The sequence below is a fragment of the Photobacterium damselae genome (assembly GCF_003026815.1).
Lineage (GTDB): Bacteria > Pseudomonadota > Gammaproteobacteria > Enterobacterales > Vibrionaceae > Photobacterium > Photobacterium damselae.
On sequence record NZ_PYOG01000014.1, the window covers coordinates 18476 to 36278 of the forward strand.

Genomic DNA, 17803 nt, shown 5'->3' on the forward strand with positions numbered 1-17803 from the left:
TGATCTATTTCTCAATGTGTAAACGTTTCCACAAAATCATAAAAAAACACTCGATATATTAAGAGCTCATATAAATACTAGGTAAAAAAAAGGTGAGCTCGAAGCTCACCTTTATATCGATAACAGTAATTAGGTTACTGAGTTGCTGTCTTACGAGATTTACGAGCTGGACGCGGCTCACTCATCAATCCTTTGATTAACGAAACTGTCGCGACCAGTAGAACAAACGTAAACGGCAAACCTGTTGTGACAGCCATCGCCTGAGCTGCTGCCAGACCACCACCAAGTAGTAGTGCAATAGCAACAAGGCCTTCAAACGTACACCAAAATACACGTTGAGGAACAGGAGCATCAACCTTACCACCAGCTGCAATGGTATCAATCACAAGAGAGCCCGAGTCAGCGGATGTGATAAAGAAGACCACAACCAGCACAATACCAATAATCGATGTGATCGTTGCAAATGGCATAATATCTAACATCGCAAACAGTTTCAGAGGCAAATCTGCATCAAATACTGCTTGATAACCCGTTGTAACATATTGACTGATTGCTGTACCACCAAAAGCAGTCATCCACAATACACATACTGTTGATGGAATTAAGATAACACAAACAATAAACTCACGAACGCTACGACCACGCGATACACGAGCAATGAACATACCAACAAATGGAGACCATGAGATCCACCAAGCCCAGTAGAATGCCGTCCAGCCTTGAGAGTAGTTCACATCTTCACGAGCAAAAGGTACTGATAAAGCAGGTAGATTTTTTAGGTATGAAACGATGTTATCAAAGAAACCAGTGAAAATAGCCAGCGTTGGTCCAACAACAATTACGAAAAGTAGTAATAATGCTGCCAGCCCCATATTGATTTCAGATAAGCGTTTAACACCACTGTCTAGACCTGCAACAACAGAGATCAAAGCCAGCGCAGTAATAATAACGATCAACACAATTTGTGTCGTATCTGTCATCGGTACGCCAAATAAGAAATTCAAACCTGTCGCAGCTTGTGATGCGCCATAACCTAATGATGTCGCAAGACCAAAAACAGTTGCTACTACGGCAAGGATATCAATGATATGACCCACCCAACCCCAAACTCGCTCACCAAATAATGGGTAGAAAATAGAACGCATAGTCAGAGGTAATCCCTTATTGAACGAGAAGATCGCCAGACCTAACGCCAATAATGCATACACTGACCACGGGTGAAGAGCCCAGTGATAAATAGTTGCAGCCATACCAAGAGCCGCCGCAGCTTCCGTGTTACCTTCTGCGCCCATTAACGGAGCCCAGTCGGTACGAACGCCATTTTCAACCGTAACTCCACCAAGAGCAGAGCTAAAGTGTGACATAGGCTCTGATACACCAAAGAAAACCAACCCGATACCCATACCAGCGGCAAACAACATGGCTAGCCAACCAGCATATGAATAATCAGGAGTTGCTTCTGTACCACCGATACGAACTCGACCTAACGGTGTGACAATCAGTCCTAAACAAACAAGAACAAAAATATTACCCGCAGATAAGAAGAACCAATCCATGTTTGAGGTGAGCCAATTACGCAAACCTGAGAAAAATGGTTCCACTTGTTCGCGGAAAAGAAGAGTAAAAACAACAAACAGGATGATAAACATGCCTGATATTGCAAATACTCGGTTATGGATATCGAGACCAAATGGCCCTACTTTCAAAGCGATATTGTCCTGACCAATCTGATAATCAGTATCAATTGCTTTTACTTTACCGTCGGGACGTTGGATCCCGCCATTATTATCGTTGCTCACGAATTACTCCTTAAATACGTGACAAGATGCCAAAATTATTATGTATGTGATGTAGAGAGGAATAACAAAAATGATCAAGGCAACATTTAGCCTCTATTTCCCTATCTTTTTGCTTCCGTTATTGGTAGGCACCAATATGTTATCTTTATTGATGCCAATGTAAAGGCATCATAAAGCTAATCATTTACTCACTGCCAAACCTCTGAAATAGGCGTATTTGGCGTAAAATAATAAGCCAGTTGCGCCTGTAGCAATTCCGCTGACGCTAATGCATCCGTTAAGGCATGATGCGGTTGATATGTCGGCAATCCATATCGCTCTCTAGCATGACCTAAACGCACTGAGCCTGGTTTTTTTCCTTTTAATCGGTTAAAAAAACCACGACACTGCCGATATTGAATCGCCGCCTCAAGATCTAATGTATCTACAACAGGAAATTCAATGCCCTCCCCAAGTCGTTTAAGCAGCGCCTGATTCAAAAAACCGCGCTCAATATTTTTGTAATGAACCACCACAATTTTACCTGCTAGAGCTTGCAAAACTTGCTCTAAAATCACTCGCAGATCGGGGGCATCTTGAACTTCTGAATCGGTAATACCATGGATAACGACCGATTCTTCATTCAACAAACGGTGAGGATTAACCACCCAATGGGCTGATTGACGACAATAGATACGATCGAGTGTAAACGGTACTAACCCGACAGAAATAATCTGATCTTGTTGTGAATCTAGCCCCGTCGTTTCAAGATCCAGAGCCACAAAAGGAACCTCTTTTAATGGAGTATCCCCTGCCACACAAGATGCTTCATAAAACTGCTTGAGTCGCTGGTCTTTGCTTTCTGTTGCTAACTGAACAAAACGCTCAGGCCAATTGGGTGTGGTAGATGTATCAAGTAATGGCTCATCCTCTTTTGCCGAGGAAAATAAACGGATCATCGGCTATTTCTCTGATAACGGAATTTAATAAAGTTTTGGGCATTACTTAAAATCTGAAAAGCCGCTTTCAAGTTACGACGTTCAAACTCCGACATATTTTCAGGCTCGATACTGTTATCAGGTTCATCACCATTTTCTATATCCAGAGCTTGGTGACGAATACGAACCATATAGATCAATTCCATAGCATCACGTAAGTCTTGCCCACGTCCCTTAGGCAAAATACCCGCATCAATAATGTCATCTAGGCGATCAAATGAATTCTGTTGTTGTGAACCCACAGCTAAAGCATGAACACGGATCAGATCAGCAAGAGGTGCCGTTCCTCGACGTTTTAAGTTGATAGAGTTACGATGACGGCCATCTTTTTCCATCACAAAATCTTTAAAGAACCCCAGAGGTGGAGTGCGATTGATCGCGTTATGAGCCAAGCAAGCTAAGAAACGGTTGTTCTTTTTAGCTCGACGAACAATGAAGCTGTTTAATTGTTCAGCCCATTTTACTCGCCCATAAACTCCTGCAATGTCAAAGAAAATCGAACTATGTAGTAAACGTTCAGGGTTCGGATGATCAATCCACTCAGCAAAGCATTCTTCCCATTCAGTACGAGTCTTACGCCACTGAGGATTGGTTGCCATAATATCGCCATCACAATAGCTATAACCACATTCAGCTAAACCGTCACTCACAAACTTAGCAAATTGCGCAAAATAGTTACCGTGAATAGCTTCGTCATAGCTGTCGTCTAAAATCAACGCATTATCTTGGTCGGTAACAATCAATTGCTCATCACGAGCCATAGAGCCCATTGCGACTAAGCAATATGGAATAGGAGCAGGCCCAAGTTCTGCCTCTGCTAATTCTGCTAAACGTTGCTTAAAGCTGCTGCCAATCACCGACATCGCATTACCAATCATATGAGCATTGGCATCTTCACCCACCATGCGGACAAAGCAATCTTTAACTTGAGTCGAAATACTCTTTAGCTCTTCCACACTTTGTTGCTGATAAATAGAACTAACTAACAGCAGACTGTTTTGCGACTCATAACGGACAATATCCGTCAGGCCAATAATACCGATGGGCTTTTTATCTTTAATGATGGGTAAATGATGAACGTTATAACGCAACATCATTAGCATGGCTTCAAAAACATAGGCGTTATAATCTAGTGAGATAACATCTGTTGTCATCACTTCAGAAATCGGTAAATTCGTATCAATACCTTGCGCTAATACCCGAATACAGAGATCTCGATCGGTTAAGATACCCAATAAATGGTCATGCTCTTCGCTATCAGAGGATTCTGAATTAGCAACCAGCAAAGCTGTAATATTTTCTTCTGCCATTAAGTTGGCTGCAGCTTGAATACTTTCAGACGCATCAATGATCACAGGTTCACGAGTTAAGATTTTACGTGCTTTAACTGTGGTAAGATCATTACCTTCTGCATGATTTGAAACCACACTGCGCAGACGAGCACTGTCTTCTAACTCCATAAAGTCAGCAAAGTTATCAAATTCGTCACAAAGCTCGTTAAAAATCGCTTCAGGAATACAATAAACCAACGTATCTTCGGTCGCTTTAGCAGGAAGACGCACCTTATTGTTCATCAGCAATCCCATCTGACCAAATAAGCCGCCAGTATCTATTCGGTTATATAACTCACCTTTACGACGATAAATTTCAACCGTACCACTGCGTACCATAAATAAGTCATGAATAGCATCACCAAAATTGACAATGGTGGTACCTGCTCGGTAATAAGAGATTTCAACATTAAGCGCGATCTCTTTTAACCGATCTTCAGGCAAATCATCAAAAGGAGGATATTGACTGATAAAATTTAATACTTCGATTTGTTCTACTTCCATGACCTTCTCACTGTGTACGGTACGCGCACCGAAACAATATCCACCTAACCACTATGGATATTAGAATGTAAACTGATCAGTTATAGCGATCTTTTACTAGAGAGGCGAAGTGTAAGCAGGCTAATGTGAGGTATATCTCGTTTTGATCAAAATATTGAAGAGGATGTACCCACTTACTCTTTTTAGAGAATTGATATAGACCCTCCTGTATATACCAAAAGAGTAAAGCAAACAGCGGTGAGAGTACGAAAAGAAAAATTATGTAAGAAGATTGCTCTCTAAGAAGTTCATATAAGGAAAGTTCCGTTGTGAAATACTCTGTGAGTAAACGACCACAAATCATAGCTAGTGCGACAAAAAGACCATAAGTCAAAACATAACGTCGTTGTCCTTTCGAACGAGTCTCCTCCCATGCTTTCCATCTTTTACTCGGTAGCATCGCTCAATATCTCCTTCTCACAGAACTAAAATATAATGAGAACCTACCTCATAAGATCAATAAAGATCTATTAAGACCATCACAAACGCAGAAATAACCTCGTCAACAGTAGCGTTACGGAGCGTTAAGACGTATCATTCGCGGTCATCATCGAATTTATCAACACACTGGAAAAAATTGTGATTAGAGAAAGTGTTTTTTCTTCCTACGACAAGTGGAGCAAACCTTTAGTTTCTGAAGTTGCAGAAGTCGTGAACCTACTAAAAGAACATGGTTACGATTCTAAAAAGTTGGCTCTTGTTACAGGTTTACAAGAAAAAAATATCAACAGCTGGACGGCAAACTATAAAAAAGAGCCGCTAGATGTTTCTACAATTCCATACCCATGTTGGTGTTTTCTTTCAGCGCTCGCTGGCATTCCAAATATCAGCACAAATGAAAAGATCATTGAAGTTGATGATATTCGTCGAGTACTGCGCCTCTTCAAACCAACGGCGTTTGGTCCTCGTAACACTTTTGTGTGCCCAACACCTGAACAATTTTCCAAACTAATTGATAGTGGTTTATACCCAGAAATGACGGCAGAAAATATCTGTCAGCTTCATAATTGGAACCCAGCAAAATTTATCGACAGTATTAATACGGGTAAATTGCCATTTTTGAACTGGTGTTTAATCATTATGATGTTTGGTATCAATCTACAAAAGATGATCCTAAAAGATCTTGAAGCACCATTTGTGTATGAGTTTATTGAGTAACGTCTGACACACTCACGACAAACATCCGATAGAGTCGCCCAACTCTACGCTATACCATGCGATATCACTACATACTATAAGGATATCGCATGTCAAATCTCTTTCGTCTTTATATTATCTCGTCGCTATTTACGGCATCAGCAGCAACTTGGGCCGCAACGCCCTCAAATGTTATTGGTCTAAACCTTGGTTATGGAGGCCTCAATGCTTCCACAAAACTGAAAGACTTTGATTCCAGCGATCTATTCGATGGTGATCTTTATTACCGCCGTATGTTTAATGAAAACTTTGGTCTAGAAGTTGGTTATCGAAGTTCAACTGGCGGTTTAGGTAGTATGTTAATCAGCCCGTTAACAAAAATTACTGACATCAGCTACTATGGTCCTCACTCTGACCTGTACGCTAACTATCCTTTAACTGGCGGATTTAGTCTATATGGCAAAGTCGGTATCAACTATTACAAATTAGATTACACCTACCAAACAAATATTGAAGGTAAAAAGCAACAACACCGAATCACAGATTCTGAATTAGGTGGAGAAGTTGCAGCTGGTGTGGAATGGCGTTACAAATGGTTAGGCTTTAATTTTGGCTATATGTATAGCAAAAGTGATCTTATCGAAACTTCTGGTGTTCAATTTGGTACAAGTATTCATTTTTAATTCATTGATATAAACACAATATAGATGAAGTTTATTCACTCATTTATATTGTTGCCTTCGAATCGTAATTTAAACTGCTCAATCAGAAACGCTAAAAACAAACGAAGTCGCTTGGGTTGATACTGGCGGCTCAGGTAAATCACGTTCAAATCTGCGCCTGCAGAAGAGGTCGATGCGTTGAAGTTCTTCATGTAGCCATTTAACACAGTCACTAAACGCTGCTGTTTGATGTCCTCTTGTACATCGAGAATCGATTTCAACGCAATACCCGCCCCATCTAACGCCCATTGACGAATCACTTCACCATCATCAGAAAAACGCTTCGGTACGACAGTAACAACATTGTGCTGCTCTTCATCTTGAAAGTGCCATGTTTTCAACTCTTCATTGCTGCGAACCAAAGCTAAACAATCGTGCTGTGCTAAATCTTGTGGCGTGATTGGCGTGCCTTTCTTTGACAAATACTGAGGAGAAGCGCAAAGCACACGGCGACTGGACGCCAGTTTGCGAGAGATAAGGTTACTGTCGGCTAGCTCCCCATATCGGATAACAATATCCAAACCGGACTCCGCCAAGTTGGATAAGTTATCGTTCAAATACAGATAAGGGATCACATCGGGGTAGAGCTGACTAAATTCCGACAGTATTGGCGAAATGTATTGCTTACCAATATCGCGAGGAGCCGAGATCTTAAGTGTGCCGCGCACTTCTTTGCGTGCCAGTTTGGAGTAAGTTCTCCGTCTCTTTAACGCTGTCGATGATTTCCAAGCATGCCTGATGGTACATAGCGCCAGAGTCCGTCAGTGAGATATGCCTTGTACTGCGATTAAGTAACTTCACCCCGTAACGATCTTCCAGCGACTGCAATCTTGCCGTTACTGTTGCCGGCGATAAGCCGAGCTCTCTACCAGCCGCCGCCAGCCCTTGGTTCTTCACTATGCTGACAAACAGCGTCATATCCGAAAACTTGTCCACATTCTCTCCTAAAACCTCATTATTCGACTGAGCTGAATAATCAATTCAAATATTACCCAATTATCAAATTTCTTCCAGTCAATATACTGGCTCCAACGAAACGAGATTGGAGAAACAAATCATGAAAACAGAAAAAACTGTTTACGTCGTACTAGGTGGCACATCAGGTATTGGTGCTGAACTTAGCCAACAACTTGCAAACGACAATTCGATTATCCACGTAGCAAGCCGCAAAACAGGGTTAGACATCAGCGATGAACAATCGGTTTACCACTACTTCGAAACCATTGGTGCTTTTGACCACCTGATCGTCACGGCAGGTTCTTATGCTCCAGCAGGCAAAGTAGTGGACGTGGATGTTTCCCAAGCGAAATACGCTTTTGATACCAAATTTTGGGGCGCAATCAACGCGGCGAAACATGGAGCACGCTACATCAAGAAAGGCGGCTCAATCACGCTAACGTCCGGCATGTTATCGCGCAAAGTTGTTGCTAACACCTACGTAAAAACCGCGATTAACGCAGCCATTGAAGCAACCACAAAAATACTGGCGAAAGAATTAGCTCCTATCCGAGTGAATGCAGTCAGCCCAGGCTTGACTAGAACTGAGGCATATCAAGGCATGAGCGAAGACGATAGAAATGCCATGTACCAACGCACACAAAATAGTTTACCTGTGGGCAAAGTTGGCGAAGCCAGTGACGTTGCAAAAGCTTACCGACTTCTGATTGAAAACAGCTACATGACCGGCGCCGTGATTGATGTTGATGGTGGCGCACTGCTTGGCTAACAACATACATTTAGCTAACCGCAAATAAAAACAAGGTGACAGAGCAAGAAAAAAGCATGGCACCAATGGGTTCAAACTAATTAAAAAAAGAGACTCCCCCATGAATAAAGAAAAAATGCCGCTGCAGGTATGGATCTTAACGCTTGCAGCTTTTGCTATCGGTACCGCAGAATTTGTTATTGCAGGAATCCTTCCTCAAGTCGCCAACTCATTGTCCATCACGGAAGGGCAAGCAGGCTACCTAATCAGCGCCTACGCACTTGCCATTGTGTTTGGCGGTCCACTACTTACGATTTACTTAGCACGCTTTAACAAGAAAGCCGTACTGGCTGGGCTAATGGTGTTGTTTATTCTCGGCAACGTATTGTCCGCTTTCGCACCAAACTACTTTGTATTGATGGTCAGCCGAGTGGTAACTGGCTTGGTTCAAGGTCCTTTCTACGGCATCGGAGCCGTGGTAGCGACTAATTTGGTTTCAGAAAAAATGGCAGGTCGTGCGGTCGGACAGATGTTCGCAGGCCTAACACTGGCTAACGTTTTAGGTGTGCCTGGCGGTACTTGGATTGGCTTGCAATTCGGCTGGCACACCACTTTCTTAACCGTTGCCGCTTTTGGTTTAGTGGCTCTGTTCTCCATCACTTCAGTGATCAAATCGACTGGTCATGGCGAAGCAAAAGATGTCAAAGCGCAATTGGCTGCATTCAAAAACCCAATGTTACTTATCAGCCTTGCGATCACCGTATTTGCTTGGTCGGGGTTTATGACTTTGTATGGCTACATCGCCCCTATCGCCATGCACATCACTGGCTTTGGTGAAAGTGCCGTTACTTGGATTCTAGTTATCGTTGGCGTCGGTCTGATTGTTGGCAACACCATGGGTGGTCGTTCATCAGATAAAAACCTACAAAAAGCGTCCATGTTCTGGGCTAGCGCGATGATTGTGTCACTGGTACTGGTCGGCCTAACTGTCGACAGCAAAGTGCTGTTCATTGCCACCGCCTTTGTATTTGGTATTGCATCATTCGCTAACGTGCCAGCAATGCAGCTTCGAGTAATGAAACACGGTGGTGAAGGTCAGGAATTAGCAGCGACGGCAAACATCTCAGCCTTCAACTTAGCCAATGCCTTTGGTGGTTTCTTAGGCGGCATGGTGCTCGATAGCCAAATGGGCGCAGGCATGATCCCTTACGCAGCCATCATTGTTCCACTGATTGGTTTGCTATTCATCGCCAAGGCAAACCGCAAAGAAAGCAAACAGGTGGAGTTAGCTCCGAGCTTCAATAACTAATGTCATCCCTACAGGTAGCCCTGACTTAACGCTTCTCGATCAAGCGGGGCTACCCAATACGAATACTCAATTTTGATGCACTTTTACAAGACACACCAAACATTGCCAAAGAGGTCGAAGTACTCATCGAACGCGCGAAAAGCGTGTTGAATCTCGACTCTTATGAGCATGTGACTTTGGTAGACGAAGCAATCCTATTTTCTATTTTGCGCGGGTTCTTCAGCGCCACAGAAATCCAATGGGATAACGCCGTGAAAGATTGGATGGAATCTGTAAGCAACAAAACCCAAGTACCACTACTTAAGTAAGGAATCGATCATGAGCAAACTATTTGAACCAACACAGCTGAAACAACTGGATCTACAAAACCGCGTAGCCATGGCTCCAATGACCCGAGCGCGCACCAGTCAACTGGGAAACATTCCAAACCAAATGATGGCGACTTACTACAAGCAGCGTGCTGACGAGGTACTTGAGAAAGGCTATGCGGATTTAGTGGCGTTTGGACGCCCGTTTGTTTCTAACCCAGATTTGGTGGCGCGCTTACAGCACCAACAGCCTCAGGCTGAACTGGATGGCTTCACACTATTTGGTGGCAATGAATACGGCTATACGGATTATTCTATGTGCTCAAAATAAAAACGGGGAGCATTGAGCTCCCCGTTTTGTATCTATAACAATCGATAAACTTAGATCGCAACTTGAGGTGGAAACAGTTTGTCGAAAATCCAGTTATAAATGTAAGCGTAAACAAGATAGAACAGAGCCATACCCATATCGAGTAAAAAGGCATCCCATAAATTCAGATCCATCATTACTGCAACAATTGGGGTCGTGACAACCAATAGGCCCGCTTCAAATAACACAGTATGAACCAAGCGCATTTTCTGTGTTTTATGAATTGAACCGTATTTTCGCTTCAAGTAGTTATCAAAAAGGACGTTGTAAGCGTAGTTCCAAAACGTTGCTACAATCGTAACAACAATGGCCATCATTCCACTGTGGCTCTGATCAAAACCAAACTGGCTCAATACACCTACAATTAAAATTAACCCAATTACTTCAAAGCCAATAGCATGGCCAATACGTTGTGCTCTTGTTCTCATATATCATTATCGTTCTATTAATTAGTTATATCACTCACAAAATTGTGATCAAATTAAGTGCCTAATAGCATATCGCGTATTAGCGAGATCACAATATGGAAAACTAATATCTTGCTTCTGGTAAATAAAGATTTATTCGTTATTTTTGCATAAATCTAAATAAAGTGCATTTTAAAATGAATGACGTATTTTAACGCTTTTAAGATTCCTTTTAAACATACATGGAATTTTATTTAGAAATCTTAACCTTACCATCTACTATAATTTAGGTCGTTGACTCACAAACTCATCACCATGACAAGTTTTTGACTGTTTTATGCTAGGATATGCAGTCGAGAATTATATCAAAAAAAGCACTTTTATAAGGACTGTTATGACTAATTATTTAAAATCATACAAGTGGTTCATTGTATTAGCCCTTGTGTTTCAATTAACAGGTTGCGGCATTAATACGATTCCAACACTTGATGAGCAAGTAAAGGCCAATTGGGCTCAGGTGGAAAACAACTATCAACGTCGTGCTGATCTTATCCCCAACCTTGTTGCAACAGTGAAAGGCTATGCCTCTCATGAAAAAGAGACGTTAACCGTAGTGACTGAAGCGCGAGCTAAAGTTTCATCGATTCAAATCACGCCAGAAACACTAAACAACCCACAAGCATTTAAACAGTTCGAACAAGCTCAAAGCCAATTAAGTTCAGCGCTTTCTCGTTTGATGATGGTTTCTGAACGATACCCAGATTTAAAAGCAAACGAACAGTTCCAAACGCTGCAAGCCCAACTAGAAGGTACTGAAAACCGTATTGCTATTGCTCGTCGTGATTACATTGAAAGTGTTAAAGCTTTTAATACAGAGATCCGCACTTTCCCTGGTCGTTTATGGCACTCGCTAATGTACAGCGACCTTGAAGTGAAGCCAACATTTACAGCAACAACACCGAATGCTGATGTTGCACCAAAGGTAGAATTTTAAATGAGAAAAAACCTATTGATCTGCGGATTTCTCTTATTTGCAAGTCAACTGTGTTTTGCTCAACCGTCATTTCCAGCTTTAACAGGAAGAGTGGTTGATGATGCGCACATCTTAACTCAGCCTCAGCGACAGGCTTTAAACACCTTGCTGGCAGAGGAAGAAAAGAGCTCATCAAATCAGGTTGTTATTGTGACGGTTCCAAGCACAGGAGGTATTCCTATTGCTGATTACGGTTATCAACTTGGACGCAAATGGGGCATTGGGCAGAAAGAGCATAATAATGGCGTACTCTTAATTATTGCTTATAACGATAAGAAGATGCGAATTGAGGTTGGCTATGGGTTAGAGGGAGTACTGCCCGATGCAACTGCGTACAGTATTATCAATCACGAAATCAAACCGCAATTTAAGGCTGGGCGTTTCTATCAAGGGATCAGTAACGGTACCAAAGCGATTATTGCAGCCATTCACGGTGAATATAAGCCGATTGTAGAAGAAGATCAGCCACCGTACGATTTTTATCTGTTTGTTCTATTTGTTGTTGTCATTCAGATCATCGCTTATACCCGCCGCCGTAAGAATGGTGGGAAATATTACCGCAGTGGTCGCGATGGTTTCACTACGGGTTCTTTTGGTTCGGGCGGCATTCATCGCCATGGTTCAAACCATTCAGGTGGCTTTGGTGGCTCATCTGGCGGTGGATTTAGTGGTGGCGGTGGCGGCTTTGGTGGCGCTTCGGGAGGTTGGTAAGAATGAAGATGTTTTCAGAACAAGAGTTGCAACAAATTAGCCAGACGATTGGCAATATTGAGCAACAAACAGACGCAGAATTAATGGCAGTCATTGCCACAGCATCTGATGATTACTATTTTGTACCTACACTATGGGCTGCCATTATTGCCCTATTTACTCCAGCTCTGTTGTATCTGTCACCCTTGTGGCTTGATATAACCGATTTATTGATGGCACAACTGGCGGTGTTTGTTGCTCTTACTTTACTGTTTCGAGTACCAACAATTAAATATCGAATGATTCCAAAATCAGTGAAATATCGCCGAGCAAGTTTATTAGCCCACCAGCAATTTTTGCTTAATGGTATACATAAGACTCAGCAACATTTAGGAATGATGATTTTTGTAAGTGAAGCCGATCATTATGTTGAGATCATAACTGACTACGGTATCAGCCAGCAAATAGATAATCAGGTATGGCAGAAATTGGTTCAGGATTTCACTCAAAATGTAAAACAAGGAAATACTTATCAAGGGTATATCCAATGTTTAACGGCAAGTGGTGAAGTACTGGCACAACATTTCCCATTAACACAGCAAAAAAATGAACTTCCTAATGCATTAGTTGTGATCGACTAGTATTCACAGAATTTCATGATGCATGTCATAAAGCACCGGATAATCTTCGGTGCTTTTTTTATATCTCACCAGCTTTTGCATGTAGTGCAAAACTGTTTAAGGTTTAAAGCCTCTTCTCATACATAACAGGTATTTTTTATACTTATTTCATCATTTAACTTTAGAGATAATAAGTATGGAAATTTCCCTTCTTGGCTATGTTGCTTCTGCCTTGATTATTCTTTCGTTGATCATGAAAAATATCAAAACACTGCGCTATGTAAACCTTGCAGGATGCAGCCTATATGCTGTTTATGGTTTGATTATTCAAGCTTGGCCTGTCTTTGCAATGAACTTTATCTGTGTTGGTATTAATTTATACCGTATCTACACTTTAAATAAACAGGAACAGTAAAATATTATGAAGGGAGATAATTCGCTGCAGAAAAAGCATCAACAACTTATCCGTTTGGCGCAAAAACGACGTTGCTTAACACCAAACGGATTTAATAGCATTACCGATTATCATCATGGCGCTTATGATTGCGATTATGTCTCACCTTATAGTAAATATGCAGGAAACCTAAATGCATCAGTGATGTTAATCTTGCAAGATTGGTGTTCTGATGATTTTTTATCACAACCCCTTAATCGTAATTTAATACATTATGGAATTGAGCCAAGTTTTCCGACTACTCGTAATTTAGAGCAATATTTGCAGCGTTATTTTCAACTCTCTGTCGCTCAAACCTATGGTACAAATCTATTTCCTTTTGTTAAGCCCGGAGCAATGGCAGGTAACATTACCATTGGTGAACTGATTCAAGCAGCAGAGCAGTTTACTCTAGAAGAAATTGAAATTATTGCGCCAAAAGTTGCAGTTTGTTTTGGTGTCGCTACCTATAATGCACTGTTACGTGCTGCTAAAGAACAAAACCGATTAAAAGATGCATCCTTAAAGCCAGTTAAAAATCTAAACCAAGCTATAGAACAACCTTTTTTGCTCTCTTTTTCTAGTAAGGTGAAGGTTTGGATCTGTGCACAATCTCATCCAGGTGGACTTGGGCGAGCCTGCCGAAATAAAGGAAAAGTAGATAGAGTGAGTCAAGACTGGCAGCAAATGGCACAATTTGTTAAGCAGATACCTTTTGCCTAGTCTACCTCGTATTTCCCCGGGGAGAGTGCTAGAATCGCGCCTCCTTGTGAACTCGGCCTTAGTTAGTTTAGATGATGCACTCTCCTCAATCTTGTTTTACTCGTTTTCAATCTTCTATTGATCAATATACTTTACCTGAGCGTTTTACGTTTCCGTTTTACTACACCCCTCACCCTTTATGTGAGCTTGCAGCACAAGAGCTTCAGTTGCATTTAGAAACGCAGACACAATGGCAACATAATTTTGGTCTTAATGGCGATTTAGATACGGCAATTGGCAAGATGTTTGGGGTGCTTTTAGTCAAAAATGCTGACGGTGAAATCGGTTATTTATCGGCATTTTCAGGCAAAATTGCAGATCAAAATTTACTGCCTCACTTTGTCCCGCCTGTGTTTGATATGCTAACGGATGATGGTTTTTTTCAAGCCGAACAAAAAGTGATTAATGATGTTACCGCAGAAATTCGCCAACTTGAAACTAATGCAGAATTGCTAGCATTACGCGATACCTTTGCTCAAAGTCAGGCTCAAGCCGCAGATGAAATTGAACAGTGCCGTTTACAGATTATTGATAGTCGCAAAGATCGCAAAGAACAACGAAAAGCCGCAGAAGCAACCAATGACAGCCAATTGATTGAAGAAACCGCTATTCGTTTGGCTAAAGAGAGTGCAAAACAGAAACACGAACAACGTTTTCTTAAGTCAACTTGGGATGAGAAATTGCAAGTATTAGCAAATCAAGTTGATGTATTTGATAATGAAATTAATGAATTAAAAGAAAAACGTCGTCATCTTTCTTCAACCTTGCAAGCAAAACTGTTTGCACAATATCGTTTCTTAAATCAATACGGTGAAGAAAAAGATCTCATTGATATCTTTGCCCAAACGCCAAATCAAACACCACCAGCAGGTTCTGGTGAATGCGCGGCACCTAAACTACTTCATTATGCGTTTAAGCATGGTATGACGCCTATTGCTATGGCAGAGTTTTGGTGGGGAGCGTCACCAAAATCTGAAATTCGTAAACACAAATACTTTTATGAAGCGTGTAAAAGTAAGTGCGAGCCAATTCTTGGGCATATGCTAAAAGGCATTGAATTAGAAGAAAATTTATTGCTGAAAAACCCAGCAGAAGGCAAAGAGCTTGAGATTATCTATCAAGATGAGGCCATGGTTATTGTTAATAAACCAGCTGAGTTTTTATCTGTTCCAGGAAAGACCATCTCAGATTCGGTTTACACCCGTATGCAGGCAATGTTTCCTGATGCTGATAGTCCATTGATTGTGCATCGACTTGATATGTCGACATCAGGCCTGTTGGTTATAGCTTTAACCAAACGGGCTCATAAAAATCTTCAGAAACAATTTATTACTCGCACGGTTGAAAAACGTTATGTCGCTTTATTAGATGGCCTTGCAGATAGTGACGAAGGTATTATCTCGTTACCTATGCGAGGCGACATTAACGATCGCCCTCGTCAGTTAGTGTGCTTTGAACACGGAAAACCCGCTGAAACTAAATGGCAGGTGATCAGCCGAAAAGATGGTAAAACCAAAGTCTATTACTACCCAAAAACAGGTCGTACCCATCAATTACGAGTTCACTCAGCACACCCAATGGGAATGAACATGCCAATTATTGGTGACGATCTCTACGGCCAAAAATCAAATCGACTCCATCTCCATGCCGAGTACTTATCACTTGAACACCCTATTACTCATGAACCAATGGAATTCCAAGTTGATGCTGAGTTTTAAATAGCGGACAACGGATAGTTTTGTAGCTTCTAACTGCACCCTTAATGACTTTTACTTTCGTGTCATTAAGGGTGTTGTTCTAAATAATTCACCTGAAATCTCGGCCATTATAACAAGTACAACAAATAGCACTTGTTCTATACTTTTAGAACTTGTACTATTTTAAGTACAACAATGAGAAGGGGATTAATTATGACCGTTTTGAGTTTTTCTGAAGTTCGAGGCAATTTTAAAAAAGTATGCGATCAAGTCGTTGATGATTGCGATGCAGTAGTTATCCATCGACGTGATGCAGATAATGTCGTGCTTATGTCTGAATCTGAGTTTAATAGCTGGAAGGAAACGATGTATCTCATGTCTAATCCTGTGAATGCTGCAAACTTACTTGAATCAATAAAACAAGCTGAATGTGGTAATGTACAGACACATGAGCTACTAAGCCATGATGATTAATTTCACGCCTAACGCTTGGGATGATTACTTATACTGGCAATCTCAAGATAAGAAGACTTTAAAACGAATCAATAAACTGATTGAGAATTGTGTTAGAACGCCGTTCGAAGGAATTGGAAAGCCTGAACCATTGAAAGATAACTTATCAGGCTATTGGTCGCGACGCATTGATGATACACATAGATTAGTCTATAAAGCCACTCAAGATACTTTAGTCATTGTTGCTGTTCGGTTTCACTACCAAAAGTAAGTTATAAGCCTTCTTAATCAGAGTATCTATATTCTTCGCATCTAATTTCGTTTCAAATCATTTTAGCTGGCGTATCTCTGATAAAGTAAACTTGACAGCAAAAAACATTAAAACCAAATAGTAAATGGTTAATATCAACGTAGGTAGCGCATCTCTATCAAAAACAGAGTGCAACGAAAATAAGCAATATCCGCCAATTAAGCCTGGAATAATCCAAAGTTTGCGAACATCGTGATACCAATCAGCCAAAGTAAACAGTTTATGAATTACCAACAAAACCAGTGGTAAAGTCACCATTAAAAACCACAACATGATTCATTTCCTTAAGCGAATACTGTACCTTTCGGTGTTTCATTAAAATGACGTTTATACTCACGACTAAATTGCGATGGACTGGTATAACCCACCATTCTCGCCGCTTCATTTACTCGTTTTCCTTCAATATGAATAAGCTCTTTCGCTTTGTTTAGTCGAACCTTTTTGATGTACTGTAACGGTGATTCTAACGTCACATTTCGAAAAGCCGTATGAAAAGCAGAAACACTCATACTTGCCTCTTCGGCTAATTGTTGAACGGTAAGAGGCTCATCAAAAGAGAGATGTACTTTATTTAATGCTTTAGCAATACGAGCGTAATGGCCTTCACTGTGGGCTAACTCAAACAACAAATGCCCTTCTCGACCAATCAGGGCTCGGTATGCTAACTCTTCAACTAAGGCATTTCCTAAAATATCAGTTTCCACCTCATTACATAGCGCATTCATTAATCGAATACAGCAATCATGCATTGCACTATCCATAGCAACAGATTGTAAGCAGCCACAAGTTACTGGATTCTCTTTTTGTGGACGAAACCCTTTAGCTTCCAACTGCTGTACAAGACGGTGTAAAAGTTGAGGTGGAATATTTACCGAAATACCCAACAGTGACTGCTCATTATCAGGAAACGCTTCACACTCCAAAGGCATTGGCATTCCAACAACTAAGTAATCACCTTCGCCATAATGAACTGCTTCATCACCAATATGAATATTCTTATGTCCTTGGCCTAAAATAATCAGCCCTGACTGGTAGGTAAAAGGCTGACGCTGGTTACCTTTACTGCTGCGATAAAAATAAACTTCTGGAATCGCAGTTTGGTAGATGCCTTCTAAATGATTTAGTTGCTGCTTCTCAACATACAACTCCATCGAGCGTTTTAATTGCATATTCCATCCCCTTACTTTTGTTTACTGC

Annotated in this window: 19 protein-coding genes and 2 pseudogenes; 14 read left to right on the plus strand and 7 right to left on the minus strand. The window is 41.2% G+C overall.

The genetic code is table 11. The features are described from left to right. Nucleotides 1–134 precede the first annotated feature (134 nt). The 3 genes from CTN07_RS13100 to CTN07_RS13110 form a co-directional block, all read right to left on the minus strand. On the minus strand, nucleotides 135–1799 hold the full coding sequence (locus tag CTN07_RS13100) for a BCCT family transporter (RefSeq protein WP_005305843.1): 1665 nt from the start codon (nucleotides 1797–1799) through the stop codon (nucleotides 135–137). A gap of 188 nt (nucleotides 1800–1987) precedes the next feature. Beyond that, on the minus strand, nucleotides 1988–2737 hold the full coding sequence (locus tag CTN07_RS13105) for a 3'-5' exonuclease (RefSeq protein ID WP_005305846.1): 750 nt from the start codon (nucleotides 2735–2737) through the stop codon (nucleotides 1988–1990). After that, nucleotides 2734–4611, minus strand: coding sequence for a DUF294 nucleotidyltransferase-like domain-containing protein (locus CTN07_RS13110; RefSeq protein ID WP_005305850.1), 1878 nt, complete (start codon nucleotides 4609–4611; stop codon nucleotides 2734–2736). Before CTN07_RS13110 ends, CTN07_RS13105 begins: the two co-directional genes overlap by 4 nt. A gap of 618 nt (nucleotides 4612–5229) precedes the next feature. On the opposite strand from CTN07_RS13110, the gene CTN07_RS13120 reads away from it, so the two are divergent. Both CTN07_RS13120 and CTN07_RS13125 read left to right on the plus strand, forming a co-directional pair. Beyond that, a complete protein-coding gene (locus CTN07_RS13120) occupies nucleotides 5230–5808 on the plus strand; it encodes a hypothetical protein (protein ID WP_005305853.1) in 579 nt (192 codons plus the stop codon). Between the two features lie 89 nt (nucleotides 5809–5897). Next, nucleotides 5898–6470 (plus strand): outer membrane beta-barrel protein, encoded by a 573-nt coding sequence (locus tag CTN07_RS13125; RefSeq protein ID WP_005305856.1) that lies wholly within the window; start codon nucleotides 5898–5900, stop codon nucleotides 6468–6470. A 35-nt stretch (nucleotides 6471–6505) separates the two neighbouring features. Here CTN07_RS13125 and CTN07_RS13130 read toward each other — a convergent pair. Further along, a pseudogene (locus CTN07_RS13130) lies at nucleotides 6506–7445 on the minus strand (LysR family transcriptional regulator). Between the two features lie 121 nt (nucleotides 7446–7566). Here CTN07_RS13130 and CTN07_RS13135 point away from each other — a divergent pair. The 4 genes and pseudogenes from CTN07_RS13135 to CTN07_RS23245 all read left to right on the plus strand — a co-directional run bounded on the left by CTN07_RS13135 (nucleotide 7567) and on the right by CTN07_RS23245 (nucleotide 10162). Beyond that, complete coding sequence (locus CTN07_RS13135) at nucleotides 7567–8235, plus strand: SDR family oxidoreductase (RefSeq protein WP_005305863.1); 669 nt, start codon at nucleotides 7567–7569, stop codon at nucleotides 8233–8235. Nucleotides 8236–8335: 100 nt separating this feature from the next. Continuing rightward, entirely contained in the window at nucleotides 8336–9523 is a 1188-nt protein-coding gene (locus CTN07_RS13140; RefSeq protein WP_005305867.1) for an MFS transporter, read from the plus strand. Nucleotides 9524–9588: 65 nt separating this feature from the next. Next, nucleotides 9589–9831, plus strand: a pseudogene (locus tag CTN07_RS13145) (glutaredoxin); the annotation flags it as partial. A 10-nt stretch (nucleotides 9832–9841) separates the two neighbouring features. Next, on the plus strand, nucleotides 9842–10162 hold the full coding sequence (locus CTN07_RS23245) for an oxidoreductase (RefSeq protein ID WP_036765832.1): 321 nt from the start codon (nucleotides 9842–9844) through the stop codon (nucleotides 10160–10162). Nucleotides 10163–10212: 50 nt separating this feature from the next. On the opposite strand, the gene CTN07_RS13155 is transcribed toward CTN07_RS23245, so the two are convergent. Further along, a complete protein-coding gene (locus CTN07_RS13155) occupies nucleotides 10213–10629 on the minus strand; it encodes a PACE efflux transporter (RefSeq protein ID WP_036765833.1) in 417 nt (138 codons plus the stop codon). Nucleotides 10630–11002: 373 nt separating this feature from the next. Here CTN07_RS13155 and CTN07_RS13160 point away from each other — a divergent pair, with 373 nt between their 5' ends. From CTN07_RS13160 to CTN07_RS13195, 8 genes are all read left to right on the plus strand, one after another. Then, nucleotides 11003–11602, plus strand: coding sequence for a LemA family protein (locus tag CTN07_RS13160; protein ID WP_036765834.1), 600 nt, complete (start codon nucleotides 11003–11005; stop codon nucleotides 11600–11602). After that, nucleotides 11603–12352, plus strand: coding sequence for a TPM domain-containing protein (locus CTN07_RS13165; protein ID WP_005305879.1), 750 nt, complete (start codon nucleotides 11603–11605; stop codon nucleotides 12350–12352). It begins immediately after the preceding gene. A gap of 2 nt (nucleotides 12353–12354) precedes the next feature. Beyond that, entirely contained in the window at nucleotides 12355–12972 is a 618-nt protein-coding gene (locus tag CTN07_RS13170) for a TPM domain-containing protein (protein ID WP_005305882.1), read from the plus strand. A gap of 175 nt (nucleotides 12973–13147) precedes the next feature. Then, nucleotides 13148–13366 (plus strand): YgjV family protein, encoded by a 219-nt coding sequence (locus CTN07_RS13175; RefSeq protein ID WP_050787827.1) that lies wholly within the window; start codon nucleotides 13148–13150, stop codon nucleotides 13364–13366. A 6-nt stretch (nucleotides 13367–13372) separates the two neighbouring features. After that, a complete protein-coding gene (locus CTN07_RS13180; protein WP_005305885.1) occupies nucleotides 13373–14107 on the plus strand; it encodes a hypothetical protein in 735 nt (244 codons plus the stop codon). A gap of 74 nt (nucleotides 14108–14181) precedes the next feature. Continuing rightward, nucleotides 14182–15864: an RluA family pseudouridine synthase gene (locus CTN07_RS13185; RefSeq protein ID WP_005305887.1), complete on the plus strand. Its 1683-nt coding sequence runs from the start codon at nucleotides 14182–14184 to the stop codon at nucleotides 15862–15864. 192 nt (nucleotides 15865–16056) lie between these two features. Then, nucleotides 16057–16317, plus strand: coding sequence for a type II toxin-antitoxin system Phd/YefM family antitoxin (locus CTN07_RS13190; RefSeq protein ID WP_036765838.1), 261 nt, complete (start codon nucleotides 16057–16059; stop codon nucleotides 16315–16317). Continuing rightward, nucleotides 16307–16567 carry a Txe/YoeB family addiction module toxin gene (locus CTN07_RS13195; protein WP_036765839.1) on the plus strand — a complete coding sequence of 87 codons (261 nt, stop codon included), beginning with the start codon at nucleotides 16307–16309 and terminating at the stop codon, nucleotides 16565–16567. Before CTN07_RS13190 ends, CTN07_RS13195 begins: the two co-directional genes overlap by 11 nt. A gap of 57 nt (nucleotides 16568–16624) precedes the next feature. Here CTN07_RS13195 and CTN07_RS13200 read toward each other — a convergent pair whose 3' ends face one another. Continuing rightward, nucleotides 16625–16879 carry a hypothetical protein gene (locus CTN07_RS13200; protein ID WP_036765840.1) on the minus strand — a complete coding sequence of 85 codons (255 nt, stop codon included), beginning with the start codon at nucleotides 16877–16879 and terminating at the stop codon, nucleotides 16625–16627. An 11-nt stretch (nucleotides 16880–16890) separates the two neighbouring features. Beyond that, entirely contained in the window at nucleotides 16891–17775 is an 885-nt protein-coding gene (locus CTN07_RS13205; RefSeq protein ID WP_005305889.1) for an AraC family transcriptional regulator, read from the minus strand. Nucleotides 17776–17803 lie beyond the last annotated feature (28 nt).